The organism is Mesobacterium hydrothermale (assembly GCF_035818635.1).
GTDB lineage: Bacteria > Pseudomonadota > Alphaproteobacteria > Rhodobacterales > Rhodobacteraceae > Mesobacterium_A > Mesobacterium_A hydrothermale.
This window is the reverse complement of record NZ_JAYLLH010000020.1, coordinates 13,150-26,432: the sequence shown is the minus strand read 5'-3', so window position 1 is coordinate 26,432 and position 13,283 is coordinate 13,150. Positions and strand designations below refer to the sequence as shown.

The window sequence follows — 13,283 nt, the reverse complement described above, 5'->3', positions numbered from 1 at the left end:
TCACGCACGAGCTTCGTGTTGGAGCGCGTTGCGTGCGGTACGTTGGCGGGGTTCTTCAGTGTCGCCAAGCCCCTCGAGGGAGACAGGCGCCTTGCCGGGGAATTCTACCATCAGCTTGAGGTCACCGCCCATGGCTGCGACGTATCTGCGAAGTGTTGACAGCAGGAGATCACTCTGGCGCTCGTATTTCGCAACGGTCGCCTGCTGTATACCGAGGGTCTCGGCAAGCTGCACCTGGGTCATTTCCTTCGCCTTGCGCAGTTCCTGCAGCGTCAGATACTCGGTGTGCAGACGATCGGCCTCGGCCTCGATGCGTGCGCGGCGCGCCGGGTCGAGGGTTGCAAGCTTGTCTTTCAGGCTTTTTGCCATGGTCCTTATCCTTTCCGCTCTGCCAGATGGCGGTCGAATCGCTCATCGGCCCGGGCGATCAGCTGCTTGTAGAAGCGCTTTTCGCTGCCACCCGATTTGTCCCCGCCGACGAGCAGGATCGCCTGCCGGTCAGGATCGAAAGCGAAGGCAATGCGCCAGACGCCTCCACCGGCGGTGCAGCGCAATTCCTTCATGTTTGCATGCTTTGAACCGGTCAGGGTGTCGGCATGCGGTCGGCCGAGCGACGGCCCCTCGCGCTCGAGAAGCAGAACCCGGGCGAAGATCGCGTCCTGAACTTCCTCGTCGAGTTCGTCAAATTCCGGCTCAAACTCGTCGGCGAAAGAAACTCTCCAGGGCATTCGATCCTCATGTCTTGGAAGCTATATAGCCTCAAGGCACTAATTTTGCAATAACGGCTCGAGAAACGGTCGAAAATGCCCACCCCTCGCGAAACCATCCTCGCTGCGCTTCATGCGCGACTCTCGGCGCTGCCTGCCACCGTCCTTCGGGGCGAGGTGCTGCCCGAGCGGGTGCCGGCCGGGGGCCTGCTGATCCTACGCGATGGCGAGCCCGGGGAGCCGGAGGTGACACTGTCGCCGCTGCGGTATCACTGGCAACACCGCGCCGAGATCGAGGCTGTGGTGCAGGGCTCCGACCGTGATGGTGCCTTCGACACGCTGACCGCCAGCATCGGCGCGACGCTCGCAACTGACCGAACGCTGGGCGGTCTCTGCGACTGGGTCGAGGCGGAAGCGCCGCGGCCGGTCGATCTGCCAGTCGAGGGCGCGGCCAGCCTGAAGGCCGCCGTCATCCCGGTGGTGCTGCACTATTCCACGGCCGACCCGCTGGTCTGACCGCAACAACCTTAGGAGAACACCATGGCACGCGCCCAAGGGGCGCGGTCGCAGCTCGCGGCCGCGTTCGAGACGACCTATGGCACCGCGCCGGCCTCGGGCTTCATGCAGATGCCCTTCGCCAGCGCTTCGCTCGGGGCCGAGCAGCCGCTGCTGGCCTCCGAGCTTCTCGGCTATGGCCGCGATCCGCTGGCCCCGATCAAGGACGCGGTGACGGCCGACGGCGACATCACCGTGCCGCTCGACGCCGAAGCCTTTGGCTTCTGGCTGAAGGCGGCGTTTGGCGCACCGACGACCACTGGCACCACCAACAAGACCCACACCTTCAAGTCCGGCTCGTGGAGCCTCCCCAGCATGGCGATCGAGGTGGCGATGCCCGAGATCCCGCGCTTTGCCATTTACACGGGCTGCGTGCTCGATCAGTTGAGCATTGCCATGCAGCGATCCGGCCTGCTGACGGCAGATGTGAAGCTGGTGGCGCAGGGTGAAAGCGTCGCAACCGCCACGGCAGCGGGCACGCCCACGGCCTACGCCCTGCAGCGCTTCGGCCACTTCAACGGGGCGATCAAGCGGAACGGCGCGGCGCTCGGCAACATCGTCTCGGCGGACCTGACCTACGCCAACAACGTCGAGCGCATCGAGACCATCCGCAACGACGGGCGCATCGATGGGGCCGATCCCTCGATAGCCGCGCTCACCGGCAAGATCGACGTGCGCTTTGCCGACACCACGCTGATGGACCAGGCGCTGAACGGCACGGCGGCCAGCCTCGAGTTCTCCTGGGTGATCTCGGCCAATGTCAGCCTGACCATCACCGCACACGCGGTCTACCTCCCGCGCCCACGGGTGGAAATCCAGGGACCGCAGGGCATCCAGGCCAGCTTCGACTGGCAGGCGGCCTATGATTCCGTGGCCGGGCAGATGTGCACGGTCGTCCTCAAGAACCAGGTGAGCAGTTATTGAATGGATCGCTCCACACGAACGTGGAAGCAATTGTTCGAAGCGGACCGAATATGAACGAAGTCGATTTCCGGACGCCTGAGCAGAGCTTTGCAGTAGGAGGTGATTTCCACGGTCGGGGTGACACGACCTGTGCCATAGACGATCCGTTCATCCGTATCGTAGCCGCGCAGAATGTAGCTATCGGAAACCAGAAAATCGGGCAGCTTGGCTTCGACTGACCCCGAAACACATTCCTTTGCGCAGAGAAAGATCGGGCCCACTTCAGCGTAGGGATGGATCATCGCGAAAGGCCTGTAGGCGAGAACGAGATAGAACTCGCCTTTCGGCACTAGTTTCAAACAATGTCTGCACGGGACCCCGACGCCGTCCGAAATCCGCCGCTCTGGCACCTGACCATTCGCGTCGAGGCCGCCGCTCTGCAAGGCGCGAACCTGTTCCGTCGGGATCGCATCGAAACGTATAGCCATAACTTGTTCTCCTTCCGGCACCAATCTTCAGCCTACGAAGCCCATCCTGACCGGGCGACCCGTTTCTTGCTGAAAACGAATAGAAGGAATTGCCAATGCTGACCCTCGATCTTTCCAATGAACCGCGCTGGCACGAACTGGCACCCGGTGTCCGTGTGCAACTGCGCCCGCTGACCACCGCGCTGATGGTGGCAACGCGTGGCGATCCGGCCGTGGAGGCCGTCCCTGAAGGGGCTTCCGACGAGGAACGCGCGGTGGCCTTCGCCAAGGCGCTGGCGCGGCGCGCGGTGCTCGAATGGGACGGGATCGGCGATGCCTACGGCAACCCCATCGAGCCGAGCCCCGAGGCCATCGACGCTCTTCTCGACATCTGGCCGATCTTCGAGAAGTTCCAGCTCGCCTACGTCTCGAAAGGTCTGCTGCTGGAGCAGGAAAAAAACGCCTCCGCGCTCTCGCCGAATGGTCCTTCGGCGGGGGCGAGCGATACTGCGAGGGATGCAAAGGGCCGTGCCCGGACTGCCCGGCGCGCCTGAACCGGCCGCTGACGCATGAAGGCTGGCATGTCTGGGACCTGGTCGGCCGTCTTGGCGGCCAGCTGCGCGTGCTGCCCGGCGCCGTCGTCGGCTGGGACATGGCGGCCGCGCTGGCGCTTGGCGACGCTCTCGGATTGCCGTCCGCCGCCACGGCCGAACTGTTGCCGATCATCGAAGCGGTGATGGTCGCCAAGCTCAACGAACAGATGGAACAATCCGATGGCGGAAAAACGGGTTAGCGTCCGCCTTGCTGCGGTCGGTGGCAGGCAGGTGCGCGCCGAGCTGGAAGGTGTCGGCGAGGCCGGCGCACGCGGTTTCGGACGTCTGAGCCGCGAGATGGAGGCAGCCAACGCGCGCCTCGCGGGCTTCGCACGTCGGGTGCGGGTGGCCGCTGCGGCTGCCGTTGCCGCGGCCACCGCTGCTGGCGTCGCCATGGTGCGGTCCGGCCTGCAGACGGTCGATGCGCAGGCCAAACTCGCGCAGTCCCTCGGCACCACCGTTGCCTCGATCCAGGCGCTGGAACGTGCGGGGGAACTGGCGGGCGTGTCCATGTCCGGCATCGAACAGGCGACCAAGGATCTGACGCGACGGCTGAGCCAGGCTGCCGCAGGAACCGGCCCGGCCGAGCAAGCTTTGGAACGTCTGGGGCTGTCTGCGTCCGACCTGCTGGCGCTGCCGCTTGACGAACGCGTGGGCGCGATCAATGCGGCCATCGAGGACTTCGTGCCTGCCGCCGAGCGTGCCGCCGTCGCGGGCCAGCTCTTCGGCGAGGAAGGCTCCATCGCCATGTCGCGGATCGACACCGCGACCTTGCGCCAGGCGACCGAGGATGTGCGCGCCTTCGGCGTGGTCATTTCGGAAGCCGACGCCGACCAGATCGAACGCACCAACGATGCGATTTCACGGCTCGGGCTGATCTGGCGCGGACTGTCGAATCAGCTCGCCGTTGCCGCCGCGCCTACGCTGGAAGCGGTCGCGGATGCCATGGCCACGCTCGCGAGCCGGACTGGCCCGCTTGGGCAGGCCATCGCTGGCTTGTTCGACAACATCGGTCGCCTGACCACTTATGCCGCCACGTTCGCGGCTTTCCTCGCCGGCCGCTGGGTTGCCGGGCTGGCCGCCGCCGCGCTCTCCGTGCGTGGCCTCGCCACTGCGCTGGTCGTCCTGCGCGGCGCACTCATCCGCACTGGCATCGGTGCGCTGATCGTCGGCGCGGGCGAACTCATCTACCAGTTCACCAGGCTGGTGCGCGGCGCCGGCGGCTTTGGCGAAGCGCTGGAACTCTTGGGCAATGTCGCGAAGGCGGTCTGGGCCGGGATCAAGGTCACCATCACGTCCTTCGTCGACGATTTCCGAGCGATGCGGGCGGACATCGAGGCCATCTGGCTGCGGCTCATGGCCTTCTTGTCGCAGAAGTGGGCCGACTTCCTTGCCCAGATCGGGCCGACCTTCAACGCGGTCTCCGAGCGGCTCGGGGCGGATGCCCGCATCGACGTCTTCGGGGCGCAGAGCTATGCCTCCGATCTCGACCACGCCGCGAGCAATGCCGGCCACCAGGCCGATGCGCTGCGTTCCCGCGCCGCCGATACCCGCGCCCACGCCTTCGATGGGGTCCGAGATGCGGTGGACGCGCTCCGGGCCGCGATGCGCGCAAGCGGCGAGGACGGTGCGGATGCGCTCGACCAGGCGACAGAAGCTGGCGACCGCGTGACGGAGGCGCTGGATGCCGCGGGTCAGGCAGGACGCGCGGCCGGGGCAGCCAACGCCGACGGCGCGGAGCAGGCTGCAACGGGCTGGGCGGCGGTGACCGCGACGCTCGCGGACTATGCCGCCAAGGCCCGCGACATCGGCGCGGATATCGGCAATGCGCTGGTCGGGGCCTTCACCTCGGCCGAGAACGCCATCGCCGACTTCGTGAAGACGGGCAAGCTCGACTTCCGCGATCTCGTTTCCTCACTCATCGCCGATCTGGCGCGGCTCGCCGCCCGGCGGTTCATCCTTGGCCCGCTCGCAGGCGCTCTCGGCGGTATTCTCGGCGGCGCGGGCGGGCTCTTTGCCGGAGTGTTCCACGCGGGCGGTGTGGTTGGCGGGTCGGCGCCGTCGCGCATGGTCCCGGCCATGGACTTCGCTGGGGCGCCCAGGATGCACGGTGGAGGTTGGGCCGGTCTTCGGCCCGACGAGGTGCCTGCGATCCTGCAGCGCGGCGAACGCGTGCTCTCGCGCCAGGAGGCACAGGCTTACGGCGCCGGTGGCGGCGTCACCATCAACATCAACACCCGCGACGCCGAGAGTTTCCGGCGGTCCCGCACGCAAGTCGCGGCGGACATTGCCCGGGCCGTGTCGCTCGGACGCAGGGGGCTCTAATGGCATTTCACGAGGTGCGGTTTCCCGACAATATCAGCAGCGGCGCGCGGGGCGGGCCGGAACGGCGCACGCAGATCGTCGAGCTTGCCTCGGGCGACGAGGAGCGCAACGCCAGCTGGGCGAACAGCCGCCGGCGCTACGATGTGGCTTATGGCATTCGCCGTGCGGACGACCTGGCGGCGGTGGTGGCGTTCTTCGAGGCCCGTAATGGCAGGCTTTACGGCTTCCGCTTCAAGGACTGGGCCGACTGGAAGTCCTGCTTGCCGTCGCAGACGCCCGCGTCGACCGATCAGGTCATCGGCACCGGGGATGGCACCACCACCGACTTCCAGCTGGTGAAGGCCTACGCCTCGGGCACGCAGACCTGGAACCGGGCCATCACCAAGCCGGTGGCCGAAAGTGTGACGGTTGCGATCGACGGAGTTGAACAGGCAAGCGGCTGGTCGGTGGATACGACGACGGGCGTGGTGACCTTCGATGCCGCTCCGGCTTCCGGCACCACCATCACTGCCGGCTTCGAATTCGACGTGCCGGTCCGCTTCGACACCGACACGCTCGACGTGACGCTCGATCTCGAGCGGCTCGGCTCCATCACCTCCATCCCGCTCCTGGAGATCCGGCGATGAACGACAATACCGGCTTCGTCGCGACCGTGCTGCGCGACCTCGCGGCCTCCACCGCCGTGATCCTCGCCGCCTGGGGCGCGCTCGGGGGCGCGACCAACGCGCTGACGACGAAGATGCGCCTGCGCGACGCCCTGCGCCACATCCTGCTCGGCGGGCTGATCGCGGCCGGCATGGGCAGCCTGTCGATGGCCGTCATCACCAGCTGGCTGGGTCTGCCGCCGCAGGCGATCCCGGCCGGGGGCGCCGCCGGTTCCGCCGCCTATCTCGTGGGCGTGTTCGGTCCGGCGGTGATCGAGCTGGTGCTGGCCCGCCTTCGCCAGGCGCGGGAGCGCGGCGATGACTGAGCTCGTCCGTGTCCTGCGCCGCCTGCGGCGCCTGACCGATGACCCGCGCGATGCCTTCGCGCATCGTCTGCGCATCGGCTTCGCGGTCGCTGCGCTGATCCTGATCCTCTCGCTCCTGAGGTAACCCCATGCACATGACAGACCGGGGCCTCCTGGCCCTTGCCCGGCACGAGGGAATCGTGCCCGGGCCCTATCGCGATTCCACCGGCACCTGGACCTTCGGCGTCGGCCATACCGCGGCTGCCGGGCTGCCCGATCCGTCCTCCATGCCGCGCGGCATGCCGAAGGATCTGGATGCGACCATTCGCAAGGCATTCCACCTCTTCCGCACCGATCTGGCCCGCTACGAAGCCGACGTCCTTCGCGCCGTCACGGTTCCGCTCAAGCCCCACGAACTCGATGCGCTGGTCAGCTTCCACTACAATACCGGCGGGATTGCGCGGGCTGCGCTGACCCGACACCTCAATGCCGGCAATCGCGCTGCAGCCGCCGACGCGTTTCTCAACTGGCGCAAGCCCGCTTCGATCATCCCCCGACGCGAGGCCGAACGCGACCTGTTTCGTCATGGCCGCTATCCCACCGGAACGATCCCGGTATGGGGTGTGGATCGCATGGGCCGGGTGGACTTCTCGCGACCGGTCCGTCGGCTGACCGAGGATGAGGCTCTGGCCTTGGCTCGCGGGTCGTCGCCGACGCCTCCGGTCCTCAAGCCTGCACCCAACGTGCGCAAAGGCTGGCTCGCCCGGCTGGCCGCCTTCTTCTCCACCCTGATCCGGAGGGCCTGATCCCCATGCGCTACGTCCGACCCAACTCGCTCACCTGGTGGGCGGGTCTGCTCGCCATGCTCACCGGCATCGCCTCCCTCGCGTTGCCCGCCACCGGGCCGCTCGGGGAACTTTCCCGCCTCGTCGCGCAACTCGCCGGCTCGGGCGATGCCTCACCGGCGGGGCTGATGTTCCTCGGGCTCGGCCTCATCGGCCTGCGCGACCGGATCGAGCGCGGGTTCCGCAGCGATGCTTGAGTTCCTTGCAGGGCTGGTTGCGGGCGGCTGCCTTGGCGTCTTCGTCGTGGCTCTCTGCGTCGCCGCCGCACGTGGGGAGCGGGACGATGGCTGAGTTTCTTATCTGGCTGGTCGCGGCTCTGGGCGCGGTCGGGGGCGTCGTCCTCGGACGGGTTTGGGGGCGCGCGGAAGGGAAGCGCACGGGCAAACGGGAGGCAGAACGTGATGCCATGGAAGACAAGAACAAGCGCGTCGAGCGCGGGCGGGATGCGGTTCGTGATGGCCGCAGCGCTGGCGATCCTGCTGACCGGATGCGCCGCAACGATGGGCGCTGGTGATGCGGGCTGCGCCTCCTATACCGAGGCCAGGCTCGCTCGGCCCGCTGCCGAGACCGTTGTGGAGGTTCCGCCGGACTGGGCCGACTGGATCGCCGATCTCGACGACCGAATGACGGGAACCTGCCGATGAAATCCCTTGATCCCGCCCTGCAGGCCCATCTCGACGAGAGCACGACGACGCTCACCTGGTGCTGGCGGATCACTAGGGCAGACGGCGTCACTTTCGGCTTCACCGACCATGACCGAACGCTGACCTTCGATGGCACCGACTTCGAGCCGGAGAGCGGCCTGTCGGCATCCGAGGTCCGCTCGGGCTCGGACCTGTCCGTCGATGCGCAGGACGCCGAGGGCGTGCTGACCTCGGACCGGAGCAGCGAGACCGACATCCTCGACGGCCGCTGGGACAACGCCGAGGTCGAGGTCTGGCGGGTGAACTGGGCCGATACGAGCCAGCGGGTGCTGATGCGTCGCGGGGCCATCGGCCAGATCCGGCGCGGGCGTCTGGCCTTCGTCGCCGAGGTGCGCTCGCTTGCCCATGTGCTGGGCCAGACGGTCGGGCGGACATTCCAGGCGACCTGCGACGCGGCGCTCGGCGATGCGCGCTGCGGCGTCGATCTCGAGGATCCGGCCTTCAAGGGCGCGGGCGCCGTAATCGATCTCCTGCGCGACCGGGCCTTCACCGCCTCCGGTCTCGGCGGCTTCGAGGCCGGGTGGTTCACCTTCGGCACGCTGGACTGGACGAGCGGCGCGAATGCGGGGCGGCGCACCGAGGTGCTGAGCCATGAAGTTGCGGATGGCGTCGCGATCCTGACGCTGCTCGAGGCGCCGGTGCGCGCGATCGCCGAGGGCGACGCTTTCACCATCCGCGCGGGCTGCGACAAGCGGATCGAGAGCTGCGGCGCGAAGTTCGCGAACACCGCCAATTTCCGTGGCTTCCCGCACATTCCGGGCCAGGACACGATCCTGCGCTACGCGACTAAGGACGGCGGGCATGACGGGGGCGTGCTGTGACTCCGGCCGATCCCGATGAGGTGATCGCGGCGGCGCGGTCGTGGCTGGGCACACCTTACCACGACCAGGCGAGTCTCCGCGGCGTCGGCTGCGATTGCCTTGGGCTGGCACGCGGCGTCTGGCGCGAGGTCGTCGGTCCTGAGCCGTTCCCGATCCCGCCCTACAGCCGCGACTGGGGGGAGACGGGCCCGCGCGAGGTTCTGGCGGAAGGCGCGCGCTCCATGATGATCGAGGTGCCGTCCGCAGAGGCCGGCCCCGGCGCGCTGGTCCTCTTCCGAATGAGGCCGCTCGCCATCGCCAAGCATGTCGGCATCCTGACCGGTCCCGATACTTTCCTCCACGCCTACGAGCGGCTGGGCGTGATCGAAGAACCGCTCACGCAATCCTGGCGGCGGCGCATCGCCTTCGCTTTCCTGTTCCCGCAACGCTGAGACCCGACATGGCTACCCTTGTTCTCGGTGCCGCAGGTGCCGCCATCGGCGGGTCGATCGGCGGCGCCATCCTCGGCGTGAGCGCTGCGACCATCGGCGGCTTCGTCGGCTCGACTATAGGCTCGGTCGTCGACAGCTGGATCGTGTCGTCGCTCGCGCCGACGCAGCGGATCGAGGGGCCGCGGATGGACAATCTGCGCATCACCTCCGCCACGGAAGGAGCCGTGATCCCGCGTCTCTACGGTCGCATGCGGATCGGTGGCAACATCATCTGGGCGACGGATTTCCGGGAGGAGACCAAGACCACCACGCAGGGCGGCGGCAAGGGCGGAGGGGGTGGCGGAAAGGTCAAGACCACCGAGTATCTCTACTACGCGAGCTTCGCCGTCGCCTTGTGCGAGGGGCCGATCACCGGGATCGGCCGCATCTGGGCCGACGGCAAGCTGCTCGATACCGCCGGGATCACCTGGCGCTGGTATCCGGGCGAGGAGAGCCAGACGGCCGATCCGTTCATCGCGGCGAAGATGGGTGCGGCGAACACCCCGGCCTATCGCGGCACGGCCTATGTCGTCTTCGAGGACCTGCCGCTTGGGAACTATGGCAACCGGATCCCGCAGCTTAGTTTCGAGGTGTTTCGTCCTCTGGCCGACCCGGATACCGCAGAGGGCCTGACGCAGGCCGTCACCATGATCCCGGCATCCGGCGAGTTCACCTACGCGACGACGGGCATCAGGAAGGGAGGAGACGGATCGTCCGAGCCCGAGAACCTCAATGCCCTGACCGACACCGCCGACATGGTGGTGGCACTGGACCGTCTGCAGGCCATGGCTCCGAAGGTCGAAAGCGTGTCGCTTGTCGTGGCCTGATTCGGAGACGATCTGCGCGCTGGGAACTGCAAGGTACGGCCCGGCGTCGAAGTCACCGCCAAGACCACTTCGCCGTCGACTTGGTCCGTGAACGGCGTCAGCCGGGCAAACGCCTTTCTGGTGAGCCGCGACGATCAGGATCGTCCGGTCTATGGCGGCACGCCCGCCGACTTCGCTGTCGTGCAGGCGATCCAGGAGATGAAGGCCCGAGGTCTGCGCGTCACTTTCTATCCGTTCATCCTGATGGACGTGCCGCCGGACAACGCGTTGCCGAACCCCTATTCCGACAACTCCGCCGAGACCGGCCAGCCCGCTTTCCCATGGCGCGGCCGGATCACCTGCTCACCGGCTGCAGGCTACGCGGGGACGGTGGACAAGACCGCTACGGCAATAAGCCAGGTCGAGGCGCTGTTCGGCGCGGCGACGCCCGCAAGCTTCAATGTCTCGGGCGAAAGCGTCAGCTGGACCGGGCCATCAGGCGACTGGGGCCTGCGCCGAATGGTGCTGCACTACGCCTATCTCTGCGCAGCGGCAGGTGGGGTCGATGCCTTCCTGATCGGCACCGAGATGCCAGGGTTAACGACCATCCGCTCGGGCGCCAGCACCTATCCGGCGGTTCAGGCCTATCGGGACCTCCTCGCCGATGTCCGCTCGATCCTCGGGTCGGGGACCAAGATCGGCTATGCGGCCGACTGGTCAGAATACTTCGGGCACCAGCCGGGCGACGGCTCGGGCGACGTGTACTTCCATCTCGATCCGCTTTGGGCCGATCCGGAGATCGATTTCGTCGGCATCGACAACTACATGCCGCTCTCCGACTGGCGCGACGGGTTCGAGCACGCCGACGCGACCGAGGGTTGGCCCGCCATCTATGACCGAACCTACTTGCAGGCGAACATCGCGGGTGGGGAAGGCTTCGACTGGTTCTACGCCAGCGCAGCCGACCGCTCCGCGCAGGTCCGTACGCCGATCACGGATGGCGCCGCCAGCAAGCCGTGGGTCTTTCGCTACAAGGATCTGCGCGCCTGGTGGACCAACGCGCATTATGACCGCCCCGGCGGGGTGGAGGGCGGGACGCCGACGGCATGGGTGCCGCAATCCAAGCCAATCTGGTTCACCGAACTCGGCTGCCCCGCAATCGACCGGGGCACCAACCAGCCCAACGTCTTCTTCGACCCAAAATCGTCCGAGAGCTTCGTGCCGCATTTCTCGCGGGGCTGGCGGGACGACGCCATCCAGCGCGCCTATCTCGAGGCGACCTATCTCTGGTGGGGCGAGGCTGCGAACAATCCGGTGTCCTCGGTCTACGGCAGCCGTATGGTGCACGTCCCCGAATGCGCCGCCTGGACATGGGACGCGCGGCCCTATCCGTTCTTCCCGGCGCTGACCGACGTCTGGACGGATGGCGCGAACTGGCGGCTCGGCCACTGGCTGACCGGTCGCCTGGGTGCGGTGTCGCTGGCCGCGCTCGTCCGTCACCTGTGCCTGCGGGCCGGCCTGCCCGAATCCCGGATCGACGTCACCGGACTCTGGGGCGCGGTCGAGGGCTATGCGATCGGCGCGCTGGAGAGCCCGCGCGCCTCGATCACCACGCTGTCGCGGCACTTCGGCTTCGACGCGGTGGAGACGGAGGGCATGATCCGTTTTGTCATGCGTGGGCGGGCCGCGGTGGCGAGCATCAGCCCTGACGACCTCGTATCGGCGCGCGAGGGCGATGTCCTCGAACTCACCCGCGGCCAGGAGACCGAACTGCCCCAGGCCCTGAAATGGCAGGTGGCTCGCGCCGACGAGGACTACGAGGCTGCGCAGGTCGAGGCCCGGCGCATCACGGTCGACACTACGCGGATTGCCTCGGAGGGCTTCCCCATGGCGGTGCCGCCCGAGGAAGCGGAGCGCCGCTGCCGCCGGGCGCTGATGGAGGCCTGGACCGGCCGCGAGAGTGCGGTCTTCCGCCTGCCGCCGTCGCGCCTCGCGCTCGACCCGGCAGATGTCGTGTCGTTTGCCCATGACGGCCGCGCCGTCCCGCTGCGGCTCGTCTCCATCGCCGATGCCGACGCTCGAGGTGTCGAAGCCGTCCGCCAGGATCGCGAGGCCTACGATCTGCCACCCGGCGCGCCGCGACCCTCGGCGCTGTCGCAAGCCGTCGTGTTCGGCGCGCCCGAGGCGGTGCTGCTGGACCTGCCGCAGCTGACCGAAGACCAGCCCGCGCATCGGCCTTTCGCGGCGGCGCATACCGTACCATGGCCGGGCGAGATCGCAGTGTTCCGCAGCCCCACGACTGACGGGTTCGAGCTGCTCACCAGCTTCGGCACGCGCGCCCGGATCGGGACGCTGGTCTCCGACTTCTACGCGGGCCGGACCTCGCGTTTCGACCTCGGCAACGTGCTTGAGGTCGAACTGCTCACCGGCACGCTGGAGAGCGTAACCGACCTGACGCTGTTCGGCGGGGCTAACGCGCTGGCCATCGAGAGCGCGTCTGGCGTCTGGGAGATCGTGCAGGCGGGCGAGGCGGAGTTGCTGGCGCCCGGCCGGTATCGGCTGACCCGGCTCCTGCGTGGCCAGCGGGGTACCGAAGGTGCCATGGGCAACCCGGCTCCGGCAGGCGCACGGGTCGTGGTGCTGGACGCCGCGCTGGCGTCACTGCCCATCGCCGAGGCCGATCTCGGCATTCCGTGGAACTGGCGCATCGGTCCCGCAAGCCGCCCGGTCAGCGACGAGACCTATGTGGCGCAGTCCTTCACGCCAGAGGGCGCCGGGCTGCGGCCGTTCTCGGTCGCGCATGTCGAGCAGCCATGGCGCAGGCCGCGCACGCCCGGCGATCTCACGATCAGCTGGACGCGCCGATCTCGCATGCTCGCGGCCGACAGCTGGGGCGGGCTCGAGGTGCCGCTCGGCGAGGAACTGGAAGCTTACGAGGTCGAGATCCTCAATGGCGCGACGGTCAAGCGGATGCTGAGCACGACAACCACCAGCGCTGTCTACACCGCCGCCCAGCAGACCGCCGACTGGGGTGGGCCGCTCGGCCCCGGCGACACGCTCGACATCCGCATCTACCAGCTCTCCGCCCTCGTGGGGCGGGGCGCGCCCAAGACCGTCACGCTGATGATTTGAAGGCCA

16 protein-coding genes and 1 pseudogene are annotated in these 13,283 nt (G+C 67.7%); 14 read left to right on the top strand and 3 right to left on the bottom strand.

Going from position 1 to position 13,283, the window contains the following annotated elements; all coding sequences use genetic code 11:
- Together VK792_RS13720 and VK792_RS13715 are read right to left on the bottom strand one after the other, a co-directional pair.
- Positions 1–369: a helix-turn-helix domain-containing protein gene (locus VK792_RS13720; protein WP_326298106.1), complete on the bottom strand. Its 369-nt coding sequence runs from the start codon at positions 367–369 to the stop codon at positions 1–3.
- Positions 370–374: 5 nt separating this feature from the next.
- Positions 375–728, bottom strand: coding sequence for a type II toxin-antitoxin system RelE/ParE family toxin (locus VK792_RS13715; protein ID WP_326298104.1), 354 nt, complete (start codon positions 726–728; stop codon positions 375–377).
- A 75-nt stretch (positions 729–803) separates the two neighbouring features.
- Between VK792_RS13715 and VK792_RS13710 the strand changes: the two genes are divergently transcribed.
- Both VK792_RS13710 and VK792_RS13705 read left to right on the top strand, forming a co-directional pair.
- Positions 804–1,223, top strand: a complete 420-nt coding sequence (locus VK792_RS13710; protein ID WP_326298103.1) for an acyl-CoA transferase — start codon at positions 804–806, stop codon at positions 1,221–1,223.
- 24 nt (positions 1,224–1,247) lie between these two features.
- On the top strand, positions 1,248–2,186 hold the full coding sequence (locus tag VK792_RS13705; protein ID WP_326298102.1) for a phage tail tube protein: 939 nt from the start codon (positions 1,248–1,250) through the stop codon (positions 2,184–2,186).
- Here the strand turns inward: VK792_RS13705 and VK792_RS13700 are convergent.
- Entirely contained in the window at positions 2,180–2,653 is a 474-nt protein-coding gene (locus VK792_RS13700) for a DUF1203 domain-containing protein (RefSeq protein ID WP_326298101.1), read from the bottom strand. The two genes, VK792_RS13705 and VK792_RS13700, sit on opposite strands and share 7 nt — an antisense overlap.
- Positions 2,654–2,748: 95 nt before the next feature.
- Here VK792_RS13700 and VK792_RS13695 point away from each other — a divergent pair, with 95 nt between their 5' ends.
- The 12 genes and pseudogenes from VK792_RS13695 (at position 2,749) to VK792_RS13640 (ending at position 13,277) form a co-directional block, all read left to right on the top strand.
- Complete coding sequence (locus VK792_RS13695; protein ID WP_326298100.1) at positions 2,749–3,186, top strand: phage-derived protein YdaY family protein; 438 nt, start codon at positions 2,749–2,751, stop codon at positions 3,184–3,186.
- A gap of 68 nt (positions 3,187–3,254) precedes the next feature.
- The gene (locus VK792_RS13690; protein ID WP_326298099.1) at positions 3,255–3,425 is read left to right on the top strand and encodes a DUF7697 family protein; all 171 of its coding nucleotides are present in this window, start codon (positions 3,255–3,257) and stop codon (positions 3,423–3,425) included.
- On the top strand, positions 3,406–5,550 hold the full coding sequence (locus tag VK792_RS13685) for a phage tail tape measure C-terminal domain-containing protein (RefSeq protein ID WP_326298098.1): 2,145 nt from the start codon (positions 3,406–3,408) through the stop codon (positions 5,548–5,550). Before VK792_RS13690 ends, VK792_RS13685 begins: the two co-directional genes overlap by 20 nt.
- Positions 5,550–6,176 carry a DUF2460 domain-containing protein gene (locus VK792_RS13680; protein WP_326298097.1) on the top strand — a complete coding sequence of 209 codons (627 nt, stop codon included), beginning with the start codon at positions 5,550–5,552 and terminating at the stop codon, positions 6,174–6,176. Before VK792_RS13685 ends, VK792_RS13680 begins: the two co-directional genes overlap by 1 nt.
- The gene (locus VK792_RS13675) at positions 6,173–6,520 is read left to right on the top strand and encodes a Clp protease/crotonase-like domain-containing protein (RefSeq protein WP_326298096.1); all 348 of its coding nucleotides are present in this window, start codon (positions 6,173–6,175) and stop codon (positions 6,518–6,520) included. Before VK792_RS13680 ends, VK792_RS13675 begins: the two co-directional genes overlap by 4 nt.
- Entirely contained in the window at positions 6,513–6,644 is a 132-nt protein-coding gene (locus tag VK792_RS13670; RefSeq protein WP_326298094.1) for a hypothetical protein, read from the top strand. Before VK792_RS13675 ends, VK792_RS13670 begins: the two co-directional genes overlap by 8 nt.
- A 4-nt stretch (positions 6,645–6,648) precedes the next feature.
- Complete coding sequence (locus tag VK792_RS13665; RefSeq protein ID WP_326298093.1) at positions 6,649–7,305, top strand: lysozyme; 657 nt, start codon at positions 6,649–6,651, stop codon at positions 7,303–7,305.
- A gap of 5 nt (positions 7,306–7,310) precedes the next feature.
- Positions 7,311–7,541: a hypothetical protein gene (locus tag VK792_RS13660; protein WP_326298091.1), complete on the top strand. Its 231-nt coding sequence runs from the start codon at positions 7,311–7,313 to the stop codon at positions 7,539–7,541.
- Between the two features lie 204 nt (positions 7,542–7,745).
- Positions 7,746–7,988, top strand: a complete 243-nt coding sequence (locus tag VK792_RS13655) for a hypothetical protein (protein WP_326298090.1) — start codon at positions 7,746–7,748, stop codon at positions 7,986–7,988.
- Complete coding sequence (locus tag VK792_RS13650; protein ID WP_326298088.1) at positions 7,985–8,869, top strand: phage/gene transfer agent baseplate hub protein; 885 nt, start codon at positions 7,985–7,987, stop codon at positions 8,867–8,869. The genes VK792_RS13655 and VK792_RS13650 overlap by 4 nt, the downstream gene beginning before the upstream one ends.
- Positions 8,866–9,300 (top strand): NlpC/P60 family protein, encoded by a 435-nt coding sequence (locus VK792_RS13645; RefSeq protein WP_326298087.1) that lies wholly within the window; start codon positions 8,866–8,868, stop codon positions 9,298–9,300. Before VK792_RS13650 ends, VK792_RS13645 begins: the two co-directional genes overlap by 4 nt.
- A gap of 8 nt (positions 9,301–9,308) precedes the next feature.
- Positions 9,309–13,277, top strand: a pseudogene (locus VK792_RS13640) (baseplate multidomain protein megatron).
- Positions 13,278–13,283 lie beyond the last annotated feature (6 nt).